Origin of the sequence: Arthrobacter sp. (assembly GCF_031988865.1) — a bacterium.
Lineage (GTDB): Bacteria > Actinomycetota > Actinomycetes > Actinomycetales > Micrococcaceae > Arthrobacter_B.
On the sequence record NZ_DALZXY010000028.1, the window covers coordinates 1 to 26804 of the forward strand.

Genomic DNA, 26804 nt, shown 5'->3' on the forward strand with positions numbered 1-26804 from the left:
GCGGCGTGGATCGCCGGGATGCACGGTTCGTTCTGCAGGCTGGTGGTATCTCCCAACGTGGTGCCTTCGAACAGCTGGGTCAGCAGCCGGCGCATGATTTTGCCGGACCGGGTCTTGGGCACATCGGGAACCACCACGACGGCGGCGGGCTTGGCGATCGGCCCGATCTCCTTCGCGACGTGGTTCCGCAGCTCCTTCGTCACTTCGTCCGCATCCTTGGCCGCCGCCTCGGTCAGCACAACGAACGCGGCGATCGCGTGCCCGGTCTTCGGGTCGGCGACCGGGCAGACACCGGCCTCGACCACCCAGGGGTGGGAAACCAGCGCGGATTCGATTTCGATCGTGGAGAGCCGGTGCCCGGAGACGTTCAGGACGTCGTCCACCCGGCCCAGGATCCAGGTGTCGCCGTCGTCGTCCTTCCGGGCGCCGTCGCCGGCCAGGAACCAGCCCTGCTGCGCGTACTGCCGCCAGTATGAGGAGAGGTAGCGCTGCGGATCGCCCCAGCAGGTGCGGGCCATGGACGGCCCGGTCCGGTCCACCACGATGAAGCCCTGCACATTCGGCGGCACGCTGTTGCCATCCTCGTCGACAATCCGGGTGGAGACGCCGGGCAGGGCGCGGGAGGCGCAGCCGGGCTTGAACGCCGCGTCGGTCTGGCGCGGGGAGAGGATGGTGGCGCCGGTTTCGGACTGCCACCAGGTGTCGATCACGGGAACTTCGCCGCGGCCGAGGTTCTGCCGCAGCCAGCGCCAGGCCTCCGGGTTCACGGCCTCGCCCACCGTGCCGAGCAGCCGGATCGAGGAGAGGTCCCAGGTGTCCGGGACGCCGTTGGGGAACCAGCCCATCAGGGACCGGACCAGGGTGGGCGCGGTGTAGTAGCTGGTGACCTTGTAGCGTTCGATGATTTCGAAGTGCCGGCCCGGATGCGGGGTGTTCGGTGTGCCTTCGAAAATCACCTCGGTGACGCCGTTGGAGAGCGGACCGTAGATCTCATAGGTGTGCGCGGTGACCCAGGCCAGGTCTGCGGTGCACCAGTGGACGTCGGCGTCGCGCGCCGCCTCCTCCGGGTTGGCGAAGAGGAACTCGTAGCTCCACGACGCCTGGGTGAGGTAGCCGCCCATGGTGTGCACCAGGCCCTTGGGCTTCCCGGTGGTGCCGGAGGTGTACATGATGAACAGCGGGGTTTCGGCGTCGAAGGACTCCGGCTCGTGCACGGGAGAGGCGGTGTCCACGGTCTCGTGCCACCACACGTCGCGGCCCTCGGTCCAGGCGATGTCGCAGCCGGTGCGCTTGACCACCAGGACATGCTCGATGGCGTTGGTGCCGGAGACGGCCTGGTCCGCGTTGTCCTTGACCGGGACGGCTGCCCCGCGGCGGTACTGCCCGTCGGTGGTGACCAGCAGCTTGGCCCGGGTGTCCTCGACGCGGAACTTCAGCGCCTCGGCGGAGAAGCCGCCGAACACGAGGGAGTGCACGGCCCCGATCCGGGCGCAGGCCAGGGTGATGACGATGGTTTCCACGATGACCGGAAGGTAGATGACCACCCGGTCGCCCTGTTCGATGCCCAGGGCCAGCAGGGCGTTCGCCGCGCGGGAGACTTCCTGCTGCAGGTCCTTGTAGGTGAGCGTGCGGCGGTCGCCGGGCTCGCCCTCGAAGTGCAGGGCCGGCTTGTCCCCGCGGCCGCCAGCGACATGCCGGTCCACGCAGTTCACGGCGACGTTGAGCTTGCCGCCGGCGAACCATTCGATCTCCGGGACGCTGTATTCGGCGTCGGCCTCTGGAACTTCCGGCCCGCTCAGGCGCTGCGGCGGGGTGAACGTGTGGGCGGTGTGCCACGGTTCCTCCCACTGCAGCCGCCGGGCCGCCGCCTCCCAGAACGCGATGCGCTCTGCCTCGGTGGCGAACTCCGGTTCGGTGGCCGGCTGGGTTGCTGTGCTTACGCCCACTTCTTTACTGCCCACTTTTCTGCGACACCCAGCAGGGCGTCCGTTGTTTTACCAATGACTGCCAGCAGCACGATCGCCAGGAACATCCGGTCGGTGCGGCCGTTGTTCTGTGAGTCGGTGAGCAGGAAGCCGAGCCCCATGGAGGAGGCGATGAGCTCGGCCGCCACCAGGAACAGCCAGGACTGTGCCAGCGCCAGGCGCAGCCCGGAGAACACGGCGGGCACGACGGCGGGCAGCTGCACCGTGGTGAGCAGCTTGATGCCGTTGAGGCCAAAGGCACGTGCCGCTTCAACGAGGTTCTTGTCCACATGGCGCAGGGCCAGGGAAACGGTGGTGAAGACCGGGAAGAACGCTCCGATGGTGATCAGCGTGACCTTGGAATCCTCACCGATGCCCATCCAGAGGATGAGCAGCGGCACCAGGGCCAGCGACGGGACGGCCCGGATGGCACCGAACAGCGGGCCGAGCAGGACGTCCGCCAGCCGGGACAGTCCCAGCAGGGCACCGAGCACCAGGCCCAGCGCGGCACCGGCGGCAAAGCCGGTAAGCACGCGCTGGGTGGAGATGGCAATATGTGTACCCAGTTCCCCGCGGTCAAACAGGTCGACGGCGGAGGTCAGGACCGCGCCCGGCGACGGCAGCTGCACCGCGCTGAACACGCCCAGCACCGTGACCAGCTGCCACAGCCCCAGGATCAGGACGGGAACTACGAGGCCCAGGATCACCCGGACCCACCCCTTCGCGAGCGGCCCGGCGGGGGCGGTCTTGCGTTCCGGGCCGGGAGCCTGTGGAGGGTGCCCAACGGCGGAGGTGCCCTCTGCGCCGACGGACACGGTTGAGCCCCCGGTCAGGTAAGGATTACCGATGTGACTCATTAGGATTCCTTGACGGCTTCCGGATCGGCCTTCTGCACGAAGGAGTTCTCCAGCAGGCTGGCGATGGCTTCGTCGATGTCCGACTGCTTGGCAACGTCCCCGGTCTCAACAAAGGTGGGACCGATCTTTTCCAGAACCGAGCGCTGTGCCTCGCCCGGAGCCGGGTCCACGTCCAGGTTGCTGCGCTCCAGGATGACGGTCTTGGCCACGGCGAGGTCCATTCCGGCGACGTCGGCCAGGATCTGCGCGGTTTCCTCCGGGTTCTCGGCGGCCCAGGCCCGGGCCTTCTCATAAGCGTTCACAACCACCTGGGCCAGTTCGGGCTTTTCTTCGAGGAAGGACTCGGTGGCGTTCAGGAAGCCGTAGGTGTTGAAGTCCAGGTTGCGGTAGACCAGTTTGGCGCCGGCCTGTTCCGCTCCGGCCATGATCGGATCGAGGCCGGCCCAGGCGTCGACGGCACCGTTTTCCAGTGCCGTGCGGCCGTCGGCGTGCTGCAGGTTCTCCACAGTTACGTCCGTGGTGCTCAGGCCGGCTTCCTCCAGGGCCTGGACCAGGAAGAAGTACGGGTCGGTGCCCTTGGTCGCAGCGACTGACTTGCCGGCGAGGTCGGCCACGGAGGTGATGTCCGAGTCCGGTCCGACGACCAGTGCGGACCACTCCGGCTGGGAGAAGATATCGATCGTTTTGATCGGGGAGCCGTTGGACCGGGCCAGCAGGGCGGCGGATCCGGCGGTGGAGCCGATGTCGATCGCCCCGGCGCGGAGCGCCTCATTGGCCTTGTTGGATCCGGCGGACTGCACCCAGTTAACTTCCACGCCCTGCTCGGCGAGCGTGGCTTCCAGCCAGCCCTGGTCCTTGATGACCAGGCTCAGCGGGTTGTAGGTGGCGAAGTCGATGTTCAGCGTGCCGCCGTCGGCGCCTTCGCTGGCCGCTCCCGCGGGGGCGTCCTCTCCGGCGACGCAGCCGGTCAGGGCCAGCGAGAAAGCGGCGGCGGTAGCGGCGAGTACCGCGAGGGGACGGGGCGAGAACCGGGAAGTGAAACGGGAACGGCTGTTCATTGGGATTCCTTCTGGAGAGTGGAGCTTTTGGAGGGGGGTACGGAGGCAAAGCAGTTGCGGGCACAGGTCGCCTGCGGGACCGCCCCGGCAGTGCCGGAACGTGGGGGATAAGGAAGAGCGGCTAGTGGCGGTCGACGCCGAGGCTCGCGAGGAGCTCGCCGCGCATTCGCGCCAGTTCGGCCGAGGCACGGTCCCGGGGACGTGCGCCCGGGACGGTGATGGTCTGCGTGATGGTGGCACCGGGCTTGCCCGGTTCGCGGCCGAGGACAATGATGCGGTCCGCGAGCTGCAGCGCCTCGTCGACGTCGTGGGTCACCAGCAGCACGGTGGCCGGCGCCGCGCGGTGCACGTCCAGCAGCAGGTCCTGCATCTTCAGGCGGGTCAGGGCGTCGAGGGCACCGAACGGTTCATCCAGCAGCAGCACCCCGGGCTTACGGGCCAGGGCCCGGGCCAGCGAAGCGCGCTGGGCCATGCCGCCGGAGACGGCACGGGGCTGATGCTTGGCGAAGCTGTCCAGCTCCACCAGCTTCAGTAGTTCCGAAACCTTGGCCTTGCCCTCGTTGGCGCTGGTGCCCTTGGGCAGGCCGATGGCGATGTTGGCCTGCAGGGTCTGCCAGGGCAGCAGCCGGGGTTCCTGGAACGCCACGGCACAGCGGTCATCGATGCCGCGGACGGCAGTACCGTCGATCAGCACCTGCCCGGTCGTTGCGGCGTCGAGCCCAGCGGTGGCGCGCAGGAGAGTGGACTTGCCGCAGCCGCTGGAGCCGAGGATGGCGAGGACTTCGCCGGGCCGGACGTGGAAGTTGATATCCCGCAGCACCACATGGGTGTCAGCGCCGGAGCCGAAGCTGCGGCCGACGCCGTCGAACGTTACGGGAAGGGCGTTGCCGGGGGCGGCGGCCACTGTAGTGGACGCGGCACGGGAAACTACTGCAGTCATTGAACACTCCATCGGTCCTGGCAGTAGCACCCTACGGAAAACGTCCTGGGCCGGGTTACCGGCCTCCTGCGACGTCCACCTCGTTATCGCCGCGCCTCAAGGAGGAAACGCGCCGACCAGGGTTGCTGCGGCTTCACTGATCCAGGTCTCTCAGCCGCTCGGGATGGTCAAGGCCTAACTAAACGCCCTGGACCCGCTTTCCGGCAAGTCCCGGCGTAACAATTCGAAGCGTCGGCTTCCTCAGCTGACAAAGAGCCGGCGCACCACTTCCCCGTCGGCCAGGGCATCGAGGCCTTCATTGATTTCCCGCAGCGGGCGCGTATCCGTATGCAGCAGTTCCACCGGCAGGCGGCCTTTACGCCAGAGGTCAAGATAGGCGGGGATATCCCGGTCCGGCACGCAATCGCCCATGTAGGAACCCAGGATCCGCAGCCCCTTCCCCGCGAATTGCAGGGCCTGGACGTTCAATTCCTGCGCGGGGTGGGGCAGTCCCACCGAGACGAGCGCTCCGCCCCGGTCCAGCAAGGCCAGGCAGGCTTCCATGACAGAGGCATTCCCAACCGCTTCCACGGCCACGTCCACACCGGACTCGGTGTGGGCGGCAGCCAGGGCGGCGGCTTCCTCGGGAGACCCCACGAAGTGGGCGCCGCACTTTAGGGCCAGCTCGCGCTTGGCCGGCAGGGGATCGATCGCCAGGACGGTGGTGCCCGCAACCTGTGCGGCTGCCATGACGGCCATCAGTCCCACAGCGCCCAGCCCGAAGACGACGATGCTCTGGCCGGCCTGGAGCTGTGCCGTGTTGAGGACAGCGCCGATGCCGGTGAGCGCGGCGCAGCCGAACATGGCGGCCACATCCCAGGGGACGTCGTCCTCAATGCGGACCAGGGATTCCCGTGCCACGACTGCGTACTCCGAAAAAGCGGAAACGCCGAGGTGATGGTTGATCGTTGTCCCGGAAGCGGACCGCAGGAGCGGTTCGCCGTGCAGGAGTCTTCCGTCTCCGTTGGCCTCAGCCCCGCGGCTGCACAAGGCCGGACGCCCGGACGCGCAGCTGCGGCAGGCGCCGCAGGCCGGTACGAAGACCAGCACGACGCGGGTGCCCTCGGCCAGGTCCTGCACGCCTTCGCCCGTTTGGACAACGGTGCCGGCGGCTTCGTGGCCGAGTGCCATGGGAAGGGGCCGCTGCCGGGACCCGTTAATGACGGAGAGGTCGGAGTGGCAGAGGCTGGAACGTTCGATCTTCACCAGGACCTCACCCCGCCGCGGGGCCGGAACCGCAAGGTCTTCCAGGGCCAGCGGCGTGCTGGCGGCGTAGGGCCGGTCAGCACCTGATTCGTAGAGGACGGCGCTAAGCATTCGCGGTGTCCTCGAAGCTCTGGATCCTGCGGTCCGCCAGCTTGGGGATGATCTGCGCTGCTCCGATCTCCTGGAAATGGCTGGTCTCCCGGTGAGCGGCGAAACCGGCGGCGTCGGTGTACTGCTCCAGGATGACGAAGTGGCAGGGGTCCTCGAGGCTCTGGAAGAACTCATAGGACAGGTTCGCTGGTTCCTTGCGGCTGGCTGCTGCGAGGGAGCCCAGCAGGCCGGCCACCGCCTCCTCCTGCCCGGGAAGCGTCTGGTAGTGGGCAATAACCTGGAAAAACGTGCGGGTCATGGGGTGTGCTCCTTGGCGGTGTCGGGTGCGGGTGTAAGGGGCTGGGTGGCGGGTGTCCGGCGGACCGCCAGGTCCCAAAGCTCGGCTGCGCTGGTGGAAATTCCCTTGGCGCCTTCCTTCAGGGCAGTAGCCACATCGCCGGCCGTCTGCACGAATCCAGCGGCGATAAACGGTGACAATCCAGCAAGTTCGCCCGGAGACAGGTGCGAAACCACGGGCCAGGGCATCAGCTGGACCAGGTGCGGTTTGCTTTGTTCGATGGCGCCGCGGCTGCGTGGCAGGTTGGACCGGTCCGTGACGAAGACTTTCTGCATTGTCACCATGCCCATTTGGTTGGCGCGCTGGATCTGCGACGTCCGGGTACTGACGATTGCCCTTGTCCCGATCTTCTTCAGGTATTCAAGGGCGCCTTTGTCCTGGCCCAGGCCCGAGCAGGCATCCATGTTAACGAAGGTGAACTTTCCCGCCTGGTCCAGTATCCGCAGCGCACCTTCGAGCTGATGCAGCTCAAGGTGCGCCAGGATGCAGGTCCTGCAATCGGACGCCAGGAACCCGGGAACCGCTTCGATGCCGAACACCGAAGCGATAACGGGGTTTCGTGCCAGATGGAGCTCAAGCTCCGGAGGGAAATCGATCATTGCTCTATCCTCGTCCACGATGCCTGCCCGGGTTGGTTAGAGGCCCAGTTTGCCGGGGTTCAACAGGTTCTGCGGGTCCAGCGCGGCCTTGACCGCGCGCAGCACCTCAAATCCCGTACCCAGCGAACGCTCCATGTAGGGAGCGCGGAGCAGCCCGACGCCGTGGTGATGGCTCAGGGTGGCATTGTGCCGAAGGATCACTTCGTTAGCCGCGTCCCAGGCCTGCCGGTACCAAACGCCGCGATCCGCAACATCCACATCACCGCGCAGGGAGAAGTAGAGGCAGGCACCATCGACGTAGGCGTGGGACTGGTGGGCGGATCCGGCGAGGGTTCCAGGGACGGCGTTAATGGCGGCAACCACGTCGTCGTACACGGCCGGGAGGACGGCCCACGGGCCGATCATTTCCAGCGTGTCCGCAACCAGCCCCGGGCTGCGCTTGAATCCCTCGGCGCTCTTTCCGGTGAGGTAGCGGGTGTCGAGCCAGCGTTCAAAGACGGCGTCTGCGTCCAGTTCAGTGCCTGAGGCCGCGCAGATCCGTTCCGCGATGGTGAGTCCGGCGTCGACGAGTTCCCGGGGTCCTTCGTCGGCAATCAGCAGGACGTTGGTCTCCGGCAGCCCGAACTGGAGTCCGCTTTCGAGCTCGTCGTAGAGCCGGAGCGCGGCGGGCGTGGCACCCTCCTGCATGATCTGCCGGCAGGCTTCGAGACCGTCGGCAAAGGACGCAAACCCGTAGGCAATCGCCCGGCCGAAGTCGGGGAGGCGGTGCAGCTTGAAACGGACCCGGGTAATGACGCCCAGGGTGCCTTCGGAGCCGATGAACAGCTGCAGCAGGTCGGGGCCGACTGCTGCGCGTGCGCTCTCGCCCAGGGTGACCAGCTCCCCGTTGGCAAGGACCACGTCCATCCCGTAGACCATGTCCTCGATCTTGCCGTACCGGGTGGAAAGCTGCCCGGCCCCACGGCAGGCGACCCAGCCGCCAACCGTGCTGATGGCGTAGGACGAGGGCCAGTGCCCCATCGTCATGCCGTAGTCCCGCTGGATGGTTTCCTCGAAGATGTCGCCGAAGACGCCGGCTTCGACCTCGAGGATCTGGCTGGCCTCGTCAAAGGACACGAACTTGTCCAGTCCGCACACGTCCAGGACGATGCCGCCGGCGACGGGCAGCGCCGCACCGGTAACGTTGCTCCGCCCGGCGGAGACGGTGACCGGCAGGGATGCCTGGGCGGCGATCCGCATGACCGCCTGGACCTGCTCGGTGGTGGAAACGTGAACGATCACCGACTCCGGGGCCGCCGGGCGGCCGCCGGTTTCGGCGATCATCGTTCCGGCCCACCAGTCACGGGTACCGTCCCGGACCAGCCCGGGATCCGTGACGACCTTGTCGGCTGCGGTGGCGAGGAGCTCCAGCGTCTGCGCATTAACGACGGCGGGAGCGGGCGTAGAGAAATACGGTTCGCCCGAGAGGCTGGCCCCGTCAAGGCCTGCCGCGTAGCCCGGCTGGCTGGGTGCGCCCACCGTGTAGTTCCCCCGGTTGTAACCCCGTTTGACTGCTTCCTTGCTTATCACTTATTTGGCTCCCATCAGGATTGCTCGTTCATGTGTGGTCTGGTTTTTGTAGTCGGCTACCTGGGCGTCGACGACGCTGGCTGGAAGGTCGAGTTCCTTCATCAGCAGCGCGCCCACCCGGGGAGCAGCGGCAGCGGAAGCGTCACGGGCCATAATGCGTGCGCGTGTCCGCCGGGAGAGGATGTCATCAACGCTGCGGGCCATCTCGTGGCGGGCTGCGTAAACAACTTCGGCTTCCAGGTAGGGCAGGCCTTCGACGATGGGCCGGTCGAGGGAGGGATCGTCGGCGAGGATATCCGTGACGAACCGGGATTCGGTCCCGTAGCGCTCGCCCAGATGAGCCGCCAGGCCCCCGGATGCCACTACGGCCTCGGCGTCGTATCCGGCTCCGCCCAGCAAGGAGGCACCCGTAGTGCGGCAGCGGCGCCGCTCTCCCAGGACCTTCTGGGCTGCGTCCACCGTTTGTTCAGCCATGTGCCGGGACGTGGTCAGCTTGCCGCCGACGACTGTCACCAGGCCGTCACGGTCGGTGCGGATCTCATGGTTGCGCTTGACCTCGACCGTTTTTCCTCCGGGCGGAGCCACCAGCGGACGGCATCCGCCGATGCTGCCCAGGACATCCTCGGCTTCGAGGTCAAGGTTCAGGGCGCTGCGTGCGCCGTCGAGGAGGAAGTCCATTTCCTCCCGGGTGCAGTTCACGTCGTCGAGGTCTCCCTCGTAATCCTCGTCTGTTGTCCCCAGGTAGGAGGTGTTGCCCCAGCGGGTGATCGTGGCCCGCCGGGTGCGGCCGGGCACGGGGATCGTCACGGTGCAGTCGTTGCGGATCTTGCTCCACGGCACAGCGATATGCACGCCCTTGGCAGGGCGGATACTCGGGGCGTCGGCGTCCTTGCCTGCGCCGTTCCAGTCCCTGAGCCACGCGCCGGTTGCGATGACGACCACGGAGGCACGCACCCGGACTTCGCGCTGGTCCGCAGCCACGATGACGCCGTCGACCTTCCCGCCGCTGCGGGTCACGTCCGTGACCTTGGCGCCGTTGAGCACGGTGGCGCCGTGAAACGCAGCGGTCCGGGCCAGCGCCAGGGTCAGCCGGGCGTCGTCGGCCCTGGCGTCGTAGTACATAAACCCGCCGTCGAGCTTTTCCCCCTTGAACGTGGGGCAGTGGGAGAGGACTTCGGCCTTGTTGAGCTTCTGGTGCAGGACGCCTTCCCGCCAGCCTCCGGCCAGGTCATAGGTCCACAGCAGGCTCTCGAACCCGGCTGCGAGGCGCCGGTCGAAAATGCCCTCTTCGGACAGGACCGGGAACAGGAACGGCAGCCGCTGGACCAGATGCGGAGCATTCTTCCGGAGCCGCTGGCGCTCCAACAGGGAATGCCGGACCAGGGGCAGGTTTCCCTGCTCAATGTAGCGGAGGCCGCCGTGGATCATTTTCGAGGATTTGGAGGAGGTTCCGGACGCGAAATCGTCCTTTTCCAGGAGGGCCACACGGTAGCCCCGCAGTGCTGCGTCCATGGCCGTGTAGGCACCCGTAACGCCGCCGCCAACAATAACAATGTCAAAACGTTCGGTTCCGAGCGCCTCCAGCTGTTCCTTTCTGTCCAGTTTCAGCGGGGTTTCGGAGACCATTCGGGCCCGGTTTGCCTTTGGTTTACGTGCGGGAAAAGAGATCATGGGTGTATTTCTTTCTGGTGCAATTTAGTGCAATTAGTGCAAAACGAGGTGAGCAGGACGGCGCCACGGGCGGCTTAGCCCGCGGCCTGCTCCAGCTCCCGGTTAATGTGACTGGCCCATATGTTTCGCCGTTCGTCCCGCTCTGCTGCGGAGATGGCCGGTTCGAAGAGTTCGCCCGGCCCCAGGGCCTGCGCCGCGGTGTCGAGCGAATCCCACAGGAGCCCGTCGGCGCCGGCCAGGAACGCCGCGCCACGCAGGCTTGCCGTGCCGGTGGCGGGCATCCGCCGCATCGGCATCCCGGTCAGGTCAGCCTGCATCTGGATGAGCGGATCGCTGCCGGACATTCCGCCGCCGACCCTGATTTCCGTGACCGAAACCCCGGCAACTTCCTCGTTCGCGTGAACGCTGCTCGCCACCGAGTGGGCAATGCCTTCCAGGACGGCGTAAGCCACCTCGGACCGGCTGGTCGCCATGGACAACCCGCTCAGGGACGCGCGGACCCGCGGCTCGACGACCGGAACCCGGATGCCCGTCAGCGCGGGAACAAACATCACGCCGTTTGCCCCGCTGGCCAGGGCGGCCAGCTCGCTGATCTGCACGGCGGAATCGAACCAGCCCAAGGAACCGCACAGCCAGTCGAGCGCCGACCCCGTGGTGGCAGTGAAGGTCTCCACTGCATAAACGCTCTGATGGTTGCGGCGCCATCCGGTGAGGGTCAGGGTCCCGTCATAAAGGCCTGGGTTCTCCGGCAGGCGGGGCCCGGTGACCAGATCGACGAAGCTGCCGGTGCCGTGCACACACATGGCCTGCCCAGCGTCCAGGCAGCCAAGGCCTACGGTGCCGGCATGCTGGTCGCCCACGGCCGCCCGGATCGGCAGCGCGAGTCCGAGGAGCCGCGGATCGGTGGTTCCCAGCTCTTCGGCGTCCTGGCGAAGCTCCGGCAGGATCTCCACCGGAAAGCCCATGGCTTGGATCCAGGAGGTTTCATACCGGTGCTCCGCGAGGACATAGGCGCCGGCTGAGGTGGCGTTGGTAGAGGTGGCCACATAGGCACGTTCCCTGGTGAGGTTCCAGAGAAGCCAGGTTTCCATGGTGCCGAAACCAAGCCGTTTCGCCGCGTAGGCCTCGGCCACTTCCGGGCTTTCCCGTAGATGGTGGGCTGCCCAGAGGTAGGGGGAGCGCACTCCTGCGGGGCGGCCCACCGTCGGGATCAGGTGTTCGTTCCAGGTGCTGCCCAGGGCCTCGAGCCCGGCTGCATGGCGGGTGTCCTGCCACACCATGGCCGGCACCAGGGGATGGCCGGAGACGGTGTCCCAAAGTACCGCCGTCGCCCGCTGTGTGGCGATGGCGGCCGCTTTGAGCTCGTAGCCCGCTTCGGCGGCGCGCTGGACGACGATTCGGCAGACTTCCAGCGTCTTGGCGAGGATTTCTCCGGCATCCTGTTCCACTACCCCGGTACGGGGAGTGGAGACCTGAAGGCGGCGGTACTCCTCGCCATGGACCGTCCCGTCCTCGGTGACCCAGGCTGCCCGGGTTCCCGTGGTGCCTTCATCGATGGATAGGATCGCCGGCTGCATCCGCGCCACCTAGACCCGTGCCGTTTCGGTTCGGGCCCGATCGCTCCGGAACTGCGGGGCGTTCTCTTCCTCATCCGGGCTGAGAGCTGCGCGGGTGGGGTCCCACTTGATGACCGAACATACGATGCAGGCGGTCAGCGGTACGGCGGCGAGGATCAGGAAGGTCGGGCCGAGACCGAGGTCCTCCTTGAGGATGGGGAAGATGAGCAGGCCCAGGGCCGCGCCGGTGCTGCCCAGCGCCCCGATGACACCGTTGGCTCCTGCACGCAGTTCGCTGCGGAAGGACAGGGTGGAGATGCTCTTGCCGTTGGCGCCGGGCCCGCCGGAATGGAACAGGATGAACAGGGACGGGATCAGGAAGGCCAGGAAGATCGGCAGGCTCTCGTAGAAGGCCCCGAGTATCACCAGCATGATGAACACGGCGCCGAAGCCGACTGCCGAGGCCTTGCGCAGGCCGAGTTTCCTGCCGATCACCGGGGAAAGGAAGCCGCCGACAATACCAAAGAGGTTGAAAACAAGTGCACCGAACGTGGCCACGACAAAGTCTTCGCCGAACAGCGTCAGGCTAATAATCGGGAGGTACCAGCCGACGGCGAAATACTGGATGGACTGCCCCATCTGGATGGTGGCAGCGAGGATGGTCCGGGGGAGGTAGATTCCACGGAAAATCAGTGCAATGTTGGCGAAACCCTTGGTCGCCTGATTCAGGATCGGTGCGCGGTCTTCGACGGGCGCTGCCGAGAACGTCTCCCCATAGATCTTCGTCATCGACGCGGCCGCCTTTTCAAGCAGGCCCTTTCTGGCTGCCCAGGTGGGGCTTTCGACCATAAACGTGAGCTGGGCAATAAAGAGGGCCAGCGCCACGACTCCCGCTGAGCCGACGGCGTAGCGCCAGATCGATTCTCCGACACCCATGTTGTAGAACAGGATGGCCAAAATCAGGTTGGAGCTGACCGCGGTGTACCAGATGCCCTGCCAGGTGTTCAGGCGGCTCTTGAACCGTGCGGGGGTAAATTCAGCCAACAGGGCCATGGCGATCGCGAAGTCGATGCCGTAGGCGGCACCCACGAAGAAGCGTCCGACCAGGACCAGCTCGAAAGCGGGTGCAAAGGCGGCCAGGCCTGCACCGATCAGTGCCAGGAACTTAGCGAAAACCAGCGGCGGAATGCGGCCCCAACGGTCCGCCATCCACCCGCCAATCGGGTTGAACACGATGGCGACCCAGGAGGCGAGGGACGTCAGGATGGCAACCTGCGTGGCGCTGAGCTCCAGGTCCCTGGTCATGGGTCCAAGGCCCGCGCTCAGCGCAGAGTTGGAAAAGGCGTCTAGGAACAGGCCGCCCAGTGCGAGCCACCAAATGACACCAGCCCGGCCCGCGATCTTTGGGCGGGCGTCAATGTAAGAAACTACGTCGTGCACGCCGCGGAGTGTAAAACTCGACATTATGGCCGACCTCTCTGTCGGGATTGCTCCTGTCAGAGACCACGGCCCAATAGAAACGAAAAAGGGCAAGAAAAGACCTCCAACAGGAAGTCTCTATTCTTGCCCTGATAAATGTGATCTTAGACGCATAATGCCGGGTCAGGCAACAGCGGCCCGCAAATTGGCCAAACGCCGTCATTTTGCCCGCCGGGTGCGCGATCGCCGGTCAAGCCACCGAGAGGTCAGTTGCGGCTCGGGGGAGAGCCGCAGCTGACCTCTCGGCGGTGGGGGCTAGTACAGCTTGATGGAACCGCCGTCGGCCATCAGCGTCTGGCCGGTCATGTACTTGGAGTTTTCGCTGGCCAGGAACACGACGATCGGGGCGATGTCGGTTTCCGGATCGCCGAGGCGGCCGAGCGGGACGGCGTCCACGACTTCCTGGTAGGCCTCGGGGTAGGCCTGGCTCCACTGGACGATCCCCGGGGTCATGGCAATGGGAGAGACGACGTTCACGCGGATGCCGTCCGCCGCCCATTCGTTGGCCGCGGTCCGGGAGATGGCACGGATGGCCTCCTTCGCCGCGGCGTAGGTTGCCTGGTTCGGCAGGCCCTTCATGCCGGCCCCTGAAGCGAAGTTGACGATGCTGCCGTGGGTCTTCTTCAGTTCCGGGTAGGCGGCGCGCATCAGGTGGAACGTGGCCATGGTGCCGGTGCCGAAGGAGAGGTCCCACATTTCCTGGGTGGTCTCCATGATCGGCGCCTGCTTGGAGGCATGGGCGTTGTTGACCAGGATGTCCAGGGCGCCGAAGTGCTCCACGGTTTCGGCCACGATGGCGGCGGCGTTCTCCTCTTTGGAAATGTCCTTGGCGATGAAGATGACGTCGCCCAGGCCGTCGAGGTCGGCCAGCAGCTGGTCTCCCTGGGCCTGATCGATGTCCACGACGGCGACCTTGGCGCCCTCGGACAGGAACCGGCGCACGATTCCGCGTCCGATTCCGCCGGCGCCGCCGGTGATGATTGCGGTCTTATTTTTCAGTTGCATTTTCTTCCTTCCGTGAAACCGGGCGCGCTGCGGAGCCGGGTGATTGGGTAAGTGTCTGTTCGACGCCGCGGATGAAGTTCGCGACGACGAAGTCCAGGGAGCGGCGGGAGGCCGCAGGGCTGATGCCCCGGTCCTGGAACCGGGCTGCCTGCGGAAATTGCGCGACGGCGTCGCCGCGCCATACCGCATGGTCGTCAGGATCAGAGCGCTTGGGGCCGGCCTGTGCCGCCGCGGTGATCGCGGCTGTGCCGATAACTGCCGCGGAGATTCCCAGCAGGCAGTCGAAACCCTGTTCCTCGGTGAGGCCGGCGCCGCGCAGCTGGGAGAGCAGCAGGTCCACTTCGGCGGGCGTGGCCATGTTCACAAGCCGCCGGGGAGTCAGGACGATGCTCAGCAGCCACGGATGCGCCTCGAACGCCTGCCACTGGGCATCGGCCATGTGTCCGAGCATCTGCTGCCAGGAGGAGGGGCCGGAGGGCAGGAGTGCGTAGTCCCCGGTGGCGGCGTCTGCCATAAGCAGCAGCAGCGCACGCCTATCGGCCACATGGCGGTAGAGCGCCATCGCGGAGACGCCGAGCTCTCCGGCAACCCGGCGCATGGTCACCGCTTCGAGGCCATCGGTGGCGGCGATCCCGACGGCGGCAGCCGCAATTGAATCCGGGCTGAGCGGCAGGTTCCCGGCCATCGGTGCCTCAATTCGTGAGTGGGTGGTGTTTACAGCGTATACCTCATTTGTTTACAGTGTACGCGCAATGGGCTGCGGCCGGTTCCGGGGCGGCTCCCCGGGCCGAAAGCCGGGGCGGGGCAGGAACCCAGGGTGCAGCTCCGGCGACCTTGGCACCCCGCAAGCACCAGCCCATTGACCCCGCTTGGAGGCGCTCCTACCGTGGAATGACCGCCAGTCCGCGGGCTGGAACTCCCGCCAAGGAGGAATCATGGACCCTTCAGCCGGCGCCTCGGGGCGTGTGCTGTCCGCCGATGGAACACCGATCGCCTGGGACCGGCACGGCGCCGGACCTCCCCTGGTGGTGGTGGATCCGATCATGATGGACCGGACCACCTCCGGATTGGCCGGCGTCGCGGAACGGCTCGCCGCAGGCCACACCGTTTACACCTACGACCGCCGGGGCAAGGGTGCCAGCGGCGACGGGGAGGAATACACGGCTGAATCAGAAGTGGACGACCTCCTGGCGGTAGTCGAAACCGCCGGCGGAACGGCGGATCTGCTGGGCACCTCGTCCGGCGCGATCCTGGCCCTGCGGGCGGCCTCGGAATCCGCCGTCATCTCCAGTGTCGTGGCCGTGGAACCGCCACTGTCCAATGACGGCGGATCGGGGCCGGACATCCGCCCCCAGCTCGCGGCCCTCATCGAGGCAGACGACCGCGCCGGAGCAATCCGTCTCTTCCAGGAGTCCATCGGCGTCCCGGAAGAGCTGATCCGTGAATCCGAACCCAGCCAGTTCGAGCCAGCCGCGCACACCATCGCCTACGACCTCACTTTGATGATCGATACGGATCTGTCGAGCCTGGCAGGTATCCGTGTTCCGGTGCTGGTCCTGGCGAGCTCGGGCAGCGACCGGCGGCTCCAGGACTGGGCACGGAACACCGCAGCCGTCCTGCCCGAGGGGTCCTTCCAGCTCGTGGACGGTGGATGGCACGGAATCGAAGACGCAGCGCTGGCCGCCGCCGTTGACGCTTTCCTGGACTAGGGCAGCACCGATCCGCCCATCGACCGGTGTGCCGCTCGGCGCGTAGGCTGGGGAAGTCTTCAGCACACCGACCGGACGGAGGCGCCCACATGACGCATCGTAACGATCCCAAGGTCATCTCCCGCCTGCTCTCGGCCCAGGGACGTTGGGCGGTGGTGGGGCTTTCCAATAATCCGCTGCGTCCGGCTGTCGGCGTTGCGCGGTTCGTCCAGGACACGCTGGGGATGGAGGTCGTCCCGGTCAACTTGAAGGGCGAGGCCGTGCACGGGAATCAGGGCTACACCCGGCTTGCGGACATCCCCGGCCAAATCGACGTCGTCGACTGTTTCGTGAACTCAGCGAAAGTGGGAGATGTCGTGGACCAGGCCATTGCCGTTGGTGCCAACGCGGTGTGGCTGCAGCTGGGCGTCGTTGACGAAGCGGCAGCCCAGCGTGCCGCCGCGGCCGGGCTCGACGTCGTGATGGATACCTGCCCGGTGATTGAGGCGCGCCGCTTCGGTTGGTGAGGCACGCGCAGCCTTCCTCTGTTCATCCGCCGGATCAGGTCAGTACGCTGCGCCCAGCTCGATGAGCAGGACCCCGCCGATGATGAGGGCAATGCCCAGTCCCATCAGCCAGGTCAGTGGTTCCTGGAACAGGAACCGGCTGAGTACAGCGGTGAGGGCCACGCCGACGGCAGCCCAGATTCCGTACGCGATCCCCAGGGCCATGCCGCTGGCGAGGGTCAGGGAGAGCATGCTGAAGGCAACCGAATAACCGGTCACGACACCGGCGTACCAGCGCTTGTCCTCGAGGGCGAGGCGCAGGGAAAGGGTCCCGCCCACTTCGAAGACGATGGCTCCGCATAGGAACAGCCACGCCATCAGGCCGCCCCGCCCGTTCTCTTCTCCGCGGCCTGGCGGCCCAGTTCAACGCAGAGCACACCAGCCATCACGGCGGTGATTCCCAGGCCCATCAGTAGGGTGATCGGCTCTCCAAACAGGAACAGCGACATAACCGCGGTGAGCGCAACCCCGGTGGCACCCCAGATTCCGTAGGCAACGCCCAGTCCCATGCCGGCGCGCAGGGTCGCCGAGAGCAAAACGAACGCGGCCAGATAGGCAGGCACCACAACGGCGTACAGGGCGGGAGCGTCCAGGGCTGCCTTCAGCGCAAGGGAGCCGGTGACTTCCAGGACGATTGCCAGCAGCAGGAAAAGCCAGGCTTTCACGGGGTGGTGCCGTTTGCCGGGCGGAGGTCTGTGGGAAGGGACCGGTGGGACTGCCAGGCCGCGAGCAGATCCTGCCGGGATCCAGCCGGATTGTCCCGATGCCACTGCCTGCTGAAGCGGTTGAGTTCGAACTGCGCCCCGATAGGCCTCGGCTCGGCGCCGCGGGTGGCATGCCAGTGGTCCAACGCCGCGGCCAGGGTCGCGCTGCCGTCGTTGGCCGCGAAAAACTCCCGCATCGGAGCGTCGAAGCGGAACCCCGGTCCCAGGGCATTGAGGAAAAACGCCCGGAGGACCTGGCTGCAGGGATGGCCGGCGGGAATGACAGTGTGGATGGTCAGCGGCGGCCTCAGCCGGTCCGCCGTTCGGCCCGGTGCCGGTGTTGGAAGCGGCTGGGGGCGGCCATCCAGGAACGCTTCCAAACGGTCAGCGAGGCTTTCCTTCGAGCCTGTTGCCCGCAGGCCCAGGTGCCGGGCAAAGGCCTGCAGCTCGTCCTTGAGCCAGTACCAGCGGCGGAACTCTGCTCCGCTGAGGCTGGGGGAAAGCGGCGGACGTTCGGGAAGTGTCACACAGCAATCCTGCCTCACCCTGCGCGAGTTGGTGGTATGCGGATCGCTGGAGCCGCACCGCCGAGGGCTCGGTGACAGGGGGGAACTGAACGCAGGATGACGTAACAAAGTCCGGGTGTGACGCCCGGAGAGTCACAGTCCGACGCACTGTGCCACGGACGGACACATGTTTGCGCGGTCCCGTCCCCGGCCACCAGCATGGACCCATAACCATCCAGAGCGGCTGAGAGACCTGGCTCCGTGACGCCGCAGCAACCCCTTCCGTAATTCTGCGGAGATGGGTGCTACCGCCAGGACCGATGGAGAAGCATCTGCTTTCGTTGGTCCGCCGCAGCCGTGTCCTGCCACGCTGCCGCCGGGCCCCCAGTGCGGGTGGGCACCTCTTCTCGGGTACTGACCGAAGGAGGACGGCATGATCCGGATCGAGAACGTTTCGACCGTTTTCAGCAGCAGTGGATCCAGCTTGACCGCTGTGGATGACGTGTCACTGGACATCCCGCGCGGCAGCATCCAAGGAATCATCGGCTTCTCCGGAGCCGGTAAATCCACCCTGCTGCGCAACATCAACCTGCTGGAGCGCCCCACCTCGGGCCGGGTGCTGGTGGATGGAGTGGACCTCACCGGCCTGGGCGACGCCGAACTACGCGCCACCCGGCACGGGATCGGCATGATCTTCCAGCACTTCAACCTGCTAAACAACCGCACAGCCGCGCAGAACGTGGAGCTCTCACTCAAGTTCGCCGGGGTGGGCAACGCCGCCGAGCGCCGCCGCCGGGCACTCGAGGCGCTCGCCGTCGTCGACCTGTCCGAGAAAGCTGGAACCTACCCGGCCAAGCTCTCCGGCGGCCAAAAGCAGCGGGTGGCAATCGCCCGTGCCCTGGCCACCGAGCCGAAGGTCCTGCTGTGCGATGAGCCCACGTCCGCCGTCGACCCGCGGACCACCGCCTCCGTGCTGCAGTACCTCAGCGACGTCAACGCCCGCTTCGGCATCACGATCGTGGTGGTCACGCACGAGATGAACGTCGTCAAGGCGATCGCGGACAACGTGGCCGTGATGGAGGAGGGCCGCGTGGTGGAACAGTTCGCGCTTGCCGAGCTGCAGCGGCCCGGTTTCACGCCCGCAACCTCGATTGGCCGCTATCTCATTTCCGACGAAATCCGCCTGGACCGCGCTGCAAGAGAGCCCGCCGCCGCCCGGTTTGAAGGAGCCCACCATGCTTGAGCGCATCATCGAAGTCTGGCCCGAACTGCTCACCGCGCTGGGCCAGACGGGCATCATGCTGCTGGTGGCGATCCCGCTGGCCGTACTCATCGGCACCCCGCTGGGCGTCCTGCTCTACGGCCTGGGCCCCAACGGGCTGGTCCACAAACCCAAGCTGCACCGGGTCCTGGACTCGGCGGTCAACCTGGTCCGGTCCTTTCCGTTCCTGATCCTGCTGATCGCCATCATCCCGTTCACCCGCTTCATCGTGGGCACCACCATCGGCACGGCCGCGGTGATTGTGCCGCTGACCATCAACGCGATCCCATACTTCGCCCGGTTCGTGGAACAGAACCTCACCGCGCTGGGCGGGGGTGTGGTGGAAGCGGCCCGTTCCATGGGCGCGACCCGGTCCCAGATTGTCCGCGACGTCCTGCTGGTCGAAGCGCGGCCGGGGCTGATCAGCTCCGCGACCATCATGACCGTCAGCTTCATCTCCTACTCCGCCATGGCCGGCCTCGTGGGCGGCGGCGGGATCGGGGACTTCGCCATCCGCTACGGCTACTACCGCTACGAAACCGGGCTGATGATCACCGCGATCGTCCTCATGATCCTGCTGGTGCAGGCCGTGCAGCTGGGCGGCTCCTGGATCTCCCGCCGCGCCGACAAACGCCTCTAGCCCTCCGCTCCTACCGAAAGAACGCCCATGCCTATCCCCAGTACCCGTTTCTCCGGACCGCGGCCGCGACTGCTGCTGAACGCGTTCCTGATGAACACCACCAGCCACATCCGCGGCGGCCAGTGGCGGCATCCGGAAGCCGAACAGCACCGCTTTAACGAACTCGGTTTCTGGACGGACCTCGCCCGCCAGCTCGAAGCGGCGAAGTTCGACGCCCTCTTTTTCGCCGACGTCGTGGGCCTCTATGGAAACCACGACGGCGGCTGGGCCTCGCATGTGCGCCGCGGCCTGCAGGTCCCGGCCAACGATCCCGTGCTGCTGCTCGCCGCGCTGGCCGGCGCCACGAGCGAGATCGGCCTGGCCGCGACGTCCTCGGTGGTGCAAAGCCACCCCTTCCAGTTCGCGCGCCAGATGTCCACGCTTGACCACCTCACGAACGGCCGGGCCGGGTGGAACATCGTCACTTCGGTGCTGGAGAACGCGCACCGGAACTTCGGCGGCGACGGACTCACCGAGCATGACCGCAGGTACGACTGGGCCGACGAATACGTCGAAGCCGTCTACAAACTGTGGGAAGGGTCGTGGGACGAGGACGCACTAAGCCAAGACAAGTACAGCGGAGTGCATGCGGACCCGGAGAAGGTGCACAAGATCCATCACCGCGGAGAGCGCTACTCGATCGACGGGCCGCACCTGAGTTCACCGTCACCGCAGCGCACCCCGGTCCTTTTCCAGGCCGGCAGTTCGGGGCGCGGACAGCAATTCGCGGCAGCCAACGCCGAAGCCACGTTCATCTTCGCGCCCAACCCGGCCCACGCGGCCAAGGTCGCGTCCGGGGTCCGGGCCCGCGCCGTGGAGGCGGGCCGGCTGCCGCAGGACGTCAAGGTTTTCACCGGCCTGTCCTTTGTGGTTGGCAGTACCGAGGCGGAAGCCCAGCGCAGGAAGGCGGAACTGGACGAATACCTGGAACTCGACGCAGTGATCGCGCACATTGGCGGCGGCCTCGGGATCGACCTGGGCGGGCTGGACCTCGAGACTCCGCTCGGCGAGGTTCGGACCGAGGGTGGGCGCGGAGTGCTGCAGGCCATCATTGACTCCACCCCCGGCGGTAATCCCACCCTGGCCGACGTCGCCCGCTACCGCACCGAAGCCCAGCAGATCACCGGCACACCGGAACAGATCGCCGATGAACTCGAGCGCTGGCAGGACGCCGGCGTGGACGGGATAAACATCATCAACTCCGTCCTGCCCGGCTCCTACACGGACTTCATCGAGGGAGTGCTGCCGGAACTGCGCCGCCGCGGGCTGGCCCAGACGGAGTACGCGCCCGGAACCCTGCGGGAAAAGCTCTTCGGCGCTGACGGGCCCGGCAGCGGCGGACTGCTCAACGAACGCCACCCCGCCGCCCGCTTCCGCGGAGCATTCGCCGCCGACGGCGCAGCCAGCCTTGCCACCACAGGAGAAACCCGATGACCGCCAGCCTGCTCACCCGCTACGGCCACCGCACCACAGAACTCCAGGACCACTGGTTCGGCATAGCCGACGAGGTCGCCGCGATCCTCGGAGCCGACGCCCTGGACCGGGACGTCGCGAACAAGCCGCCTTTCACCGAAGTGGAAATCCTGCGCCGGTCCGGGCTGCTGCCGCTGACCATTCCCACCCGTTTCGGCGGCGCCGGAATCGACTGGGAGACCTCGTTCGAGATTGTGCAGCGGATCGCCCGGGCCGATAACTCGATTGGCCAGCTGCTGGGCTATCACTACATTTTCCAGGCCTTCCCGTACATCGACCTGGACGAGGAGCGCGGGCAGGCCCTGGCGGACGAATGCCTCTCCAAGCAGTGGCTCTGGTCCTCCACCGGCACACCGCAGGGGCCGCAGGCGGTTGGCGTCCGCACCGGCGAGGGCTACCGCGTCACCGGCAAAAAGCCCTTCTCCACCGGCAGTAGGGTGGCCGATCGGATCTACGGCCGTGCGGTCCTCGAAGGCGGCGACCGGCTCGCGCTGATCATCGACACCGCGTCCGACGGAGTGGTCCGCCACGATGATTGGGATGTGCTCGGCTCCCGGCTCACGGCCACTAACACCATCGAATTCCGGGACGTTTTTGTGCCGGATGCCGCCGTCATCACGAACCTGGGCGCCCACGACGGCGACCGGCAGCCGCATCAGGTCCTGACCACCCCGGCCTTCCAGCTGCTCTTCGCGCACGCCTACCTGGCCGCTGCCGAGGGCGCCGTCCTGGCCGCCCGGGACTACACCCGGACCGCCGCCCGCCCGTGGTTCCACGCGGAGGTTGCAGCGGCCACGGAAGATCCGTTTATCCAGAACCACTATGGCTCCTTCACCGCCAAGCTGCAGTCCCTGGCCGCCGTCGTCGACCATGCCACCGCTGCGCTGCAGTGGGCGTGGGACGCCGGGGACGGACTGTCCGCGGCGGACCGCGCCGGCGTGGCGGAACAGATCGCGGCGGCGAAGATCACCGCCCACGAGGTCTCCCTCGACGTCACCGCGCGGATTTTCGATGTCACCGGGGCCCGTGCGGCGGGCAGCAAATACGGCTTCGACCGCTACTGGCGGGACGTGAGAACCCATACCCTCCACGACCCCGTGGCCTATAAGTACAACGAACTGGGCCGCTACTTCCTCAACGGCACCGAACCGGTTCCCTCCGCCTACCGGTAACCCCCCACCCACTCAAAGGACACATCATGGAACGCAGGAACTTCCTCAAACTGGCCCTGGCCGGTGCAGGCGCAGCCTCGGTCGCCGCCGCCACCGGCTGCGGCCTTACCGGCGGCGCGTCCGCCGCAAATGACAAGACCATCAAGATCATCGTCACCGAATCCGCGCCGTACCAGGAACCAACCAAGATCGCCGTCGAACTGCTCAAGGCTAAGGGCTGGACGCTGGAGCCCACCTACGTCACCGACATCGTGCAGCCCAACCTGGCTGTGTCGAACGGCGAGTTCGATGCCAACTACTTCCAGCACGGCGCCTACCTGCAGCAGTTCAACGTGGACCAGAAGCTGGAAGTGCAGCCGCTGTTCTACGTCTACGGTTCACCAGGCGGGATCTGGTCCGATCGGTATTCCAGCCTGCAGGAACTGCCCGACGGCGCCCGGATCGCCTTGCCGGTGGATCCCTCGAACAACGGCCGCGCGCTGCTGCTGCTTCGCGACGCGGGGCTGCTGGAACTGAAGGACGGCGTCGGCGTGATCCACACATCGCAGGAAACCATCACCGCGAACCCGAAGAACTTCAGCTTCGTGGAAGTGGACCAGCAGTCGCTGTCCAAGACGCTGCCCGACGTCGACGCCGGGTTCCTCTTCGTGCGCCTGGCCGCGGAAATCGGACACACCCCGGAAGACGCCCTGGCGTTCGAGAAGGAAGCCGACCAGATTCCCTTCCGCTGCGTCGTCGCCGCAACCGCAGAATTCGCGGAGTCCGAGAAGGCTGCAGCTCTCAAGGAGGCCTACCAGTCACCTGAGGTCAAGGAGTGGTTCGCCGGCTACATGGACGGGGTGCTGCCCACCCCGTGGGACGCAGATCCGCTGGAGGAACTCGACTCCTGGTGGCAGGCCTAGAGCTTCCCGAACCGGGCCCGCATGATGCCCAGGTACAGGCCGTAGCAAATCAGGCCAACCCCGACGGCGCCCAGCGCCAGCCAACCCTGGGGTGCCTCCTTCAGGGCATGCAGGGCGCCGTCGAGGCCGCTGGACTTCTGCGGGTCCGCGGTGGCGGCGGCCGTGATGACCAGGCCGCCCAGGATGAGCAGTGAAATGCCCTTCGCGGTGAAACCCGTGATCCCCGTGATGGTTACGGCTCGCTGCCAGGTCCTGCCGGGCACCGGTCCGAGGTCTTTCCGGAACTTGCGCATCACGCCCTTGTAGACGAAGTAGACCCCAATGCCGACGACCACGGCGCCGGTCAGGCCCACCAGGACCTGGCCGGCGGGCTGGGCGAGGAGGCGGGCAGTCCAGGTGGCTTGGTTCTGCCCGCTGTCGCTGGAGCGTCCGAGGGCGAAAATGCCGAAGCTCACGCCAACCGCGCCGTAGACAATCGCTGAGCCGGCATCGATGGCACGCTTCTTCCAGACATCCTTCCGGCTGCCGGCGGAATCGAGGAAAACGCGGGAGATCTGGAACAGGGCCAGGGTCAGGCAGCCCAGGAAACAGGCCCAAATGAGGAAAATTCCACCCGCACGGGACGCCAGCGCGGACATTGCGCCGGAAGAGTCAGCGCTGCCGCCCTCGCCGAAGGCAATCTGCAGGGCAATGGCGCCAATCAGGGCGTGCAGCAAGCCACTCGCCACGTAGCCCATGCGTGCAGCCCGTTCGAAGGACTTGGAATCGGCAGCCCGCTCAGCGGCCTGGGCCATTCTGCGCCCGCCGGCGTTAGCCCGGTCCTTGCCCAATACGTCCTCCAGAGGTTGCGGGCGCCCGGTAGGGCCGCCGAAGTGCTTCGTGTGAATGGTGATGAGTTCCATCCTGCCATCTGTGGTGCGCCCGGGCCTACGCGGCGCTAAGGTCGATCCATGGACGCAGCATCACTGAGGCAGTACTGCCTGTCCCTGACCGGGACGTTCGAAGACTTCCCTTTTGGCCCCGACGCGTCCGTGTTCAAGGTCCGGGCCTCCGGCGCCGGGAGGCCGGCGAAAATGTTCGCGCTCTCGACGCTCTCCGGAGACCCGCTGACCATCAGCCTCAAATGTGAACCCGACCTCGCGCTGCAGCTGCGGGCCGGCCACCCGGAGATCACCGGGGCGTGGCACATGAATAAAACCCACTGGAACCAGCTGGATCTTTCCGGGAGCCTGGAGGAGGAGCTGGTGAGGAACCTCGTGGAAGATTCCTATGACCTGGTGGTGGCGTCCCTGCCGCGCCGGGACCGGGAATCCCTGGCCTGGAAGGGACTGGCCCAGGGATGACGCGGAAACTCACTTATCTGGACCCCGGCCGGACCGAGCGCCCATACCCGGTGCCGCTGGAAGGTGACTGGCCCCCGCGGTACCGCCTGGTGCTGCGCGAAGAACGCGTGCGTGTGCCGGATCCGGCAGTGGGTTTCCTGCGCCTGGTGGATGGCCTGCTGGGCTGGGACCTGCACCGCGGCAGCGGACTGCGGGTAGATCCTGGCACTTCCCGGGCCCGTCCGGGCCTGGAGATGTCCTCCGGCGTGGGCATTGGACTGCTTCGCTGGCACGCGCCGTGCCGCGTCCTTTGGAGCACTGAACCAGTGCTCGACGGCGCCGGCCGTCCGGTACCTGGCCAACGGGCAGGTTTCGGCTACGGAACGCTGCGGGGACATCCCGAGGCCGGCGAAGAAGGGTTCTACGTTGAGCTCAGCGAAGACGGGCAGCTGTTCTTCCGGATTGCCGCGTTCAGCCGTCCCGCGAACCTGCTCATCGCCGTCGGCGGTCCGCTGAACCGGGCCACGCAGGAGATGTTCACGCGCCGGTATTTCCGGACTGCCCGGCGTCTGGCGTTGGGGAAGACTCCGGGGTGAGGGCGGGCGGCTGGAACAACAGCTGCACGAAAGTGATGGCCAGGAGCGGGGGGACCCCCACGTTGACCGTGGGCTGGTCCAGGGTCAGTGCCAGGAGCAGCATCAGGATGCAGACACCGAGCATAACGGCCCCTGACTTGAAGCGTCTGTCGAGGGGACGCAGAACCAGAGTGCTTATACCGTCTCGCTGAACCTTCCACGAGCGGGCCAGCCACCAGAATCCAGCCACGATGCCCGCAGCCCCGCCGCCGGCGGCCAGCCACGGCACGGCAGGATCCGGGACGCCGGCCGCGGTTAGGTAGGGAACGGTCACGCCGACCGATATCGAACCCATCGCCACCAATAGGAATCCGGCGAGGAGCATCGCCCGCTTCGTCTGTGTATCTGTCCTGCTGCTCAAGTCTGCCCCCTGGAAGTTATGGGCGACGCTACCAGCTCACCCCTCGGCGTCGGGCAGCTGGGTTTCCTTGTGCAGTACGAAGGCAAGGTCCGGGCCTGAGGATTCCACCGGCATAAAGCCCGCCGTCAGGAGCAGGGACATCGACGCCTCGTTCGCGTCGTCGGTGTAGGCAGTCACGCACTCGACTCCGGGCTGGGCCAGGGCGAACCGGCTGAGCCCAATCAGGGCCTCAGTGGCGTACCCCTCACCACGGCGGGAGGGGACCACGTTGTAGGTGACCTCCACGGCGCCGTCGACCGGGGGACCCAGGAATCCGATGGTTCCGACCGCCGCGCCGCCCCGCTCACGGATCAGCCGCGCACCGAAAGTCCCGGCCCGCGGGCCGAGCAGTCCGGCCTGAAAGTACTGCTGGGCGGCGTCTTCGTCGACGGCCTGCGGGAAGTCCTCCGCCCAGGACGGGCACCGGATGCCGACGATCAGAGCGTCAACGTCGGCCGGGGACATTTCTGTCAGTTCAAGGCGTTCGGTCAGCAGGCTGCCTGCGGGTGCCTGCTCTTCGGGGATCGTGGTCACGAATAAATATTCTGCCCCATGGAATGGCCGGAAACGGCGCTTTTGGCGTCAAAAAGATCACAGTGTCCACAGTTGATTGGGCGTCGCATTTCCGCTGGTTTGGCCGGCCTCCATGCCGGCCGCCGGCGGGAGTCACTCCGGCGAGCACGCGGGATTAACTCCGGCGAGCACGGCCGGCTGGGCGGGAGGGCGGTGTGGGCGGTGGGTGCGCAGTTGTGGTGGCTTGTTTTGCGGGGCTGGGCGGTGGGTGCGCAGTTGTGGTGGCTTGGTGTGGCCGGCAGCGCGGTGGGTGCGCAGTTGTGGTGGCTTGTTTTGCGGGGAGGTCGCCAGAGCTGCCCACTCGAGGGCTTGGTGCGCGGGGCTTGGGGGTGGGTGCGCAGTTGTGGTGGCTTGGTGCGCGGGGCTTGGGGGTGGGTGCGCAGTTGTGGTGGTTTGTTTTGCGGGGAGGTCGCCGGAGCTGCCCACTCGAGGGCTTGGTGCGCGGGGCTTGGCGGTGGGTGCGCAGTTGTGGTGGCTTGGTGTGGCCGGCTTGGCGGTGGGTGCGCAGTTGTGGTGGCTTGTTTTGCGGGGA

28 protein-coding genes and 1 riboswitch are annotated in these 26804 nt (G+C 66.6%); of the genes, 9 read left to right on the forward strand and 19 right to left on the reverse strand.

Annotation, left to right across the window (positions count from 1 at the left end):
- The 13 genes from acs to RTN46_RS07340 form a co-directional block, all read right to left on the reverse strand.
- On the reverse strand, positions 1-1946 hold a 1946-nt coding region (gene acs, locus RTN46_RS07280; protein WP_312180188.1), incomplete at its 3' end, for an acetate--CoA ligase.
- Positions 1937-2821 (reverse strand): ABC transporter permease, encoded by an 885-nt coding sequence (locus RTN46_RS07285; protein WP_312180191.1) that lies wholly within the window; start codon positions 2819-2821, stop codon positions 1937-1939. The genes RTN46_RS07285 and acs, both read right to left, overlap by 10 nt.
- Complete coding sequence (locus RTN46_RS07290; protein WP_312180193.1) at positions 2821-3879, reverse strand: aliphatic sulfonate ABC transporter substrate-binding protein; 1059 nt, start codon at positions 3877-3879, stop codon at positions 2821-2823. The genes RTN46_RS07285 and RTN46_RS07290 overlap by 1 nt, the downstream gene beginning before the upstream one ends.
- Positions 3880-4000: 121 nt before the next feature.
- A complete protein-coding gene (locus tag RTN46_RS07295) occupies positions 4001-4819 on the reverse strand; it encodes an ABC transporter ATP-binding protein (protein ID WP_312180194.1) in 819 nt (272 codons plus the stop codon).
- 240 nt (positions 4820-5059) lie between these two features.
- The gene (locus tag RTN46_RS07300; protein WP_312180195.1) at positions 5060-6175 is read right to left on the reverse strand and encodes an alcohol dehydrogenase catalytic domain-containing protein; all 1116 of its coding nucleotides are present in this window, start codon (positions 6173-6175) and stop codon (positions 5060-5062) included.
- Positions 6168-6473 carry a putative quinol monooxygenase gene (locus RTN46_RS07305; protein WP_312180197.1) on the reverse strand — a complete coding sequence of 102 codons (306 nt, stop codon included), beginning with the start codon at positions 6471-6473 and terminating at the stop codon, positions 6168-6170. The genes RTN46_RS07300 and RTN46_RS07305 overlap by 8 nt, the downstream gene beginning before the upstream one ends.
- Positions 6470-7111: a glycerol-3-phosphate responsive antiterminator gene (locus RTN46_RS07310; protein WP_312180199.1), complete on the reverse strand. Its 642-nt coding sequence runs from the start codon at positions 7109-7111 to the stop codon at positions 6470-6472. Before RTN46_RS07310 ends, RTN46_RS07305 begins: the two co-directional genes overlap by 4 nt.
- A gap of 36 nt (positions 7112-7147) precedes the next feature.
- Positions 7148-8680 carry an FAD-binding oxidoreductase gene (locus RTN46_RS07315; protein WP_312180201.1) on the reverse strand — a complete coding sequence of 511 codons (1533 nt, stop codon included), beginning with the start codon at positions 8678-8680 and terminating at the stop codon, positions 7148-7150.
- A complete protein-coding gene (locus tag RTN46_RS07320) occupies positions 8681-10351 on the reverse strand; it encodes a glycerol-3-phosphate dehydrogenase/oxidase (RefSeq protein WP_312180202.1) in 1671 nt (556 codons plus the stop codon).
- Between the two features lie 74 nt (positions 10352-10425).
- A complete protein-coding gene (locus tag RTN46_RS07325; RefSeq protein WP_312180204.1) occupies positions 10426-11928 on the reverse strand; it encodes an FGGY family carbohydrate kinase in 1503 nt (500 codons plus the stop codon).
- 9 nt (positions 11929-11937) lie between these two features.
- Complete coding sequence (locus RTN46_RS07330; protein WP_312180205.1) at positions 11938-13371, reverse strand: MFS transporter; 1434 nt, start codon at positions 13369-13371, stop codon at positions 11938-11940.
- A gap of 270 nt (positions 13372-13641) precedes the next feature.
- On the reverse strand, positions 13642-14391 hold the full coding sequence (locus tag RTN46_RS07335) for an SDR family oxidoreductase (RefSeq protein ID WP_312180206.1): 750 nt from the start codon (positions 14389-14391) through the stop codon (positions 13642-13644).
- On the reverse strand, positions 14375-15076 hold the full coding sequence (locus RTN46_RS07340) for a TetR family transcriptional regulator (protein WP_312180208.1): 702 nt from the start codon (positions 15074-15076) through the stop codon (positions 14375-14377). Before RTN46_RS07340 ends, RTN46_RS07335 begins: the two co-directional genes overlap by 17 nt.
- Positions 15077-15326: 250 nt before the next feature.
- Here RTN46_RS07340 and RTN46_RS07345 point away from each other — a divergent pair, with 250 nt between their 5' ends.
- Both RTN46_RS07345 and RTN46_RS07350 read left to right on the forward strand, forming a co-directional pair.
- A complete protein-coding gene (locus RTN46_RS07345; RefSeq protein WP_312180210.1) occupies positions 15327-16100 on the forward strand; it encodes an alpha/beta hydrolase in 774 nt (257 codons plus the stop codon).
- Between the two features lie 89 nt (positions 16101-16189).
- Positions 16190-16606, forward strand: coding sequence for a CoA-binding protein (locus RTN46_RS07350; protein ID WP_312180211.1), 417 nt, complete (start codon positions 16190-16192; stop codon positions 16604-16606).
- Between the two features lie 39 nt (positions 16607-16645).
- Here the strand turns inward: RTN46_RS07350 and RTN46_RS07355 are convergent, their stop codons facing one another.
- The 3 genes from RTN46_RS07355 to RTN46_RS07365 are packed head-to-tail and all read right to left on the reverse strand — an operon-like array spanning position 16646 to position 17876.
- Positions 16646-16963, reverse strand: a complete 318-nt coding sequence (locus RTN46_RS07355; protein ID WP_312180214.1) for an SMR family transporter — start codon at positions 16961-16963, stop codon at positions 16646-16648.
- Positions 16963-17310: an SMR family transporter gene (locus RTN46_RS07360; protein WP_312180216.1), complete on the reverse strand. Its 348-nt coding sequence runs from the start codon at positions 17308-17310 to the stop codon at positions 16963-16965. The genes RTN46_RS07355 and RTN46_RS07360 overlap by 1 nt, the downstream gene beginning before the upstream one ends.
- Entirely contained in the window at positions 17307-17876 is a 570-nt protein-coding gene (locus tag RTN46_RS07365) for a hypothetical protein (RefSeq protein WP_312180217.1), read from the reverse strand. Before RTN46_RS07365 ends, RTN46_RS07360 begins: the two co-directional genes overlap by 4 nt.
- Positions 17877-18083: 207 nt before the next feature.
- Positions 18084-18182: riboswitch (SAM riboswitch) on the forward strand.
- Positions 18183-18288: 106 nt separating this feature from the next.
- On the opposite strand from RTN46_RS07365, the gene RTN46_RS07370 reads away from it, so the two are divergent.
- From RTN46_RS07370 to RTN46_RS07390, 5 genes are read left to right on the forward strand one after another with little or no spacing between them, the layout of a single operon-like run.
- The gene (locus RTN46_RS07370) at positions 18289-19098 is read left to right on the forward strand and encodes an ATP-binding cassette domain-containing protein (protein WP_312180219.1); all 810 of its coding nucleotides are present in this window, start codon (positions 18289-18291) and stop codon (positions 19096-19098) included.
- Positions 19091-19756, forward strand: coding sequence for a methionine ABC transporter permease (locus tag RTN46_RS07375; RefSeq protein ID WP_312180220.1), 666 nt, complete (start codon positions 19091-19093; stop codon positions 19754-19756). The genes RTN46_RS07370 and RTN46_RS07375 overlap by 8 nt, the downstream gene beginning before the upstream one ends.
- 27 nt (positions 19757-19783) lie before the next feature.
- Entirely contained in the window at positions 19784-21229 is a 1446-nt protein-coding gene (locus RTN46_RS07380; protein ID WP_312180222.1) for an LLM class flavin-dependent oxidoreductase, read from the forward strand.
- Positions 21226-22440 carry an acyl-CoA dehydrogenase family protein gene (locus tag RTN46_RS07385; protein WP_312180224.1) on the forward strand — a complete coding sequence of 405 codons (1215 nt, stop codon included), beginning with the start codon at positions 21226-21228 and terminating at the stop codon, positions 22438-22440. The genes RTN46_RS07380 and RTN46_RS07385 overlap by 4 nt, the downstream gene beginning before the upstream one ends.
- A gap of 26 nt (positions 22441-22466) precedes the next feature.
- Positions 22467-23342 carry a MetQ/NlpA family ABC transporter substrate-binding protein gene (locus tag RTN46_RS07390; protein WP_312180226.1) on the forward strand — a complete coding sequence of 292 codons (876 nt, stop codon included), beginning with the start codon at positions 22467-22469 and terminating at the stop codon, positions 23340-23342.
- Here RTN46_RS07390 and RTN46_RS07395 read toward each other — a convergent pair.
- Complete coding sequence (locus RTN46_RS07395; protein ID WP_312180228.1) at positions 23339-24244, reverse strand: DUF1206 domain-containing protein; 906 nt, start codon at positions 24242-24244, stop codon at positions 23339-23341. The genes RTN46_RS07390 and RTN46_RS07395 overlap by 4 nt on opposite strands.
- 48 nt (positions 24245-24292) lie before the next feature.
- Between RTN46_RS07395 and RTN46_RS07400 the strand changes: the two genes are divergently transcribed.
- Positions 24293-24685, forward strand: a complete 393-nt coding sequence (locus RTN46_RS07400) for an MmcQ/YjbR family DNA-binding protein (protein WP_312180230.1) — start codon at positions 24293-24295, stop codon at positions 24683-24685.
- A complete protein-coding gene (locus tag RTN46_RS07405) occupies positions 24682-25260 on the forward strand; it encodes a DUF1990 domain-containing protein (RefSeq protein ID WP_312180232.1) in 579 nt (192 codons plus the stop codon). The genes RTN46_RS07400 and RTN46_RS07405 overlap by 4 nt, the downstream gene beginning before the upstream one ends.
- On the opposite strand, the gene RTN46_RS07410 is transcribed toward RTN46_RS07405, so the two are convergent.
- Both RTN46_RS07410 and RTN46_RS07415 read right to left on the reverse strand, forming a co-directional pair.
- Positions 25202-25660 carry a hypothetical protein gene (locus tag RTN46_RS07410; protein WP_312180234.1) on the reverse strand — a complete coding sequence of 153 codons (459 nt, stop codon included), beginning with the start codon at positions 25658-25660 and terminating at the stop codon, positions 25202-25204. The genes RTN46_RS07405 and RTN46_RS07410 overlap by 59 nt on opposite strands.
- Before the next feature lie 36 nt (positions 25661-25696).
- Complete coding sequence (locus RTN46_RS07415) at positions 25697-26233, reverse strand: GNAT family N-acetyltransferase (RefSeq protein ID WP_312180236.1); 537 nt, start codon at positions 26231-26233, stop codon at positions 25697-25699.
- Positions 26234-26804: the final 571 nt, after the last annotated feature.

Bases quoted from the DNA above. Each gene is read 5' to 3' on its own strand.
- RTN46_RS07290 (WP_312180193.1), bottom strand. From the start codon at position 3,879: ATGAACAGCCGTTCCCGTTTCACTTCCCGGTTCTCGCCCCGTCCCCTC.
- RTN46_RS07405 (WP_312180232.1), top strand. From the start codon at position 24,682: ATGACGCGGAAACTCACTTATCTGGACCCCGGCCGGACCGAGCGCCCA.
- RTN46_RS07345 (WP_312180210.1), top strand. From the start codon at position 15,327: ATGGACCCTTCAGCCGGCGCCTCGGGGCGTGTGCTGTCCGCCGATGGA.
- RTN46_RS07395 (WP_312180228.1), bottom strand. From the start codon at position 24,244: ATGGAACTCATCACCATTCACACGAAGCACTTCGGCGGCCCTACCGGG.
- RTN46_RS07340 (WP_312180208.1), bottom strand. From the start codon at position 15,076: ATGGCCGGGAACCTGCCGCTCAGCCCGGATTCAATTGCGGCTGCCGCC.
- RTN46_RS07350 (WP_312180211.1), top strand. From the start codon at position 16,190: ATGACGCATCGTAACGATCCCAAGGTCATCTCCCGCCTGCTCTCGGCC.
- RTN46_RS07310 (WP_312180199.1), bottom strand. From the start codon at position 7,111: ATGATCGATTTCCCTCCGGAGCTTGAGCTCCATCTGGCACGAAACCCC.
- RTN46_RS07325 (WP_312180204.1), bottom strand. From the start codon at position 11,928: ATGCAGCCGGCGATCCTATCCATCGATGAAGGCACCACGGGAACCCGG.
- RTN46_RS07370 (WP_312180219.1), top strand. From the start codon at position 18,289: ATGATCCGGATCGAGAACGTTTCGACCGTTTTCAGCAGCAGTGGATCC.
- RTN46_RS07385 (WP_312180224.1), top strand. From the start codon at position 21,226: ATGACCGCCAGCCTGCTCACCCGCTACGGCCACCGCACCACAGAACTC.
- RTN46_RS07380 (WP_312180222.1), top strand. From the start codon at position 19,784: ATGCCTATCCCCAGTACCCGTTTCTCCGGACCGCGGCCGCGACTGCTG.
- RTN46_RS07375 (WP_312180220.1), top strand. From the start codon at position 19,091: ATGCTTGAGCGCATCATCGAAGTCTGGCCCGAACTGCTCACCGCGCTG.
- RTN46_RS07330 (WP_312180205.1), bottom strand. From the start codon at position 13,371: ATGTCGAGTTTTACACTCCGCGGCGTGCACGACGTAGTTTCTTACATT.
- RTN46_RS07300 (WP_312180195.1), bottom strand. From the start codon at position 6,175: ATGCTTAGCGCCGTCCTCTACGAATCAGGTGCTGACCGGCCCTACGCC.
- RTN46_RS07285 (WP_312180191.1), bottom strand. From the start codon at position 2,821: ATGAGTCACATCGGTAATCCTTACCTGACCGGGGGCTCAACCGTGTCC.
- RTN46_RS07320 (WP_312180202.1), bottom strand. From the start codon at position 10,351: ATGATCTCTTTTCCCGCACGTAAACCAAAGGCAAACCGGGCCCGAATG.
- RTN46_RS07295 (WP_312180194.1), bottom strand. From the start codon at position 4,819: ATGACTGCAGTAGTTTCCCGTGCCGCGTCCACTACAGTGGCCGCCGCC.
- RTN46_RS07390 (WP_312180226.1), top strand. From the start codon at position 22,467: ATGGAACGCAGGAACTTCCTCAAACTGGCCCTGGCCGGTGCAGGCGCA.
- RTN46_RS07355 (WP_312180214.1), bottom strand. From the start codon at position 16,963: ATGGCGTGGCTGTTCCTATGCGGAGCCATCGTCTTCGAAGTGGGCGGG.
- RTN46_RS07335 (WP_312180206.1), bottom strand. From the start codon at position 14,391: ATGCAACTGAAAAATAAGACCGCAATCATCACCGGCGGCGCCGGCGGA.
- RTN46_RS07400 (WP_312180230.1), top strand. From the start codon at position 24,293: ATGGACGCAGCATCACTGAGGCAGTACTGCCTGTCCCTGACCGGGACG.
- RTN46_RS07305 (WP_312180197.1), bottom strand. From the start codon at position 6,473: ATGACCCGCACGTTTTTCCAGGTTATTGCCCACTACCAGACGCTTCCC.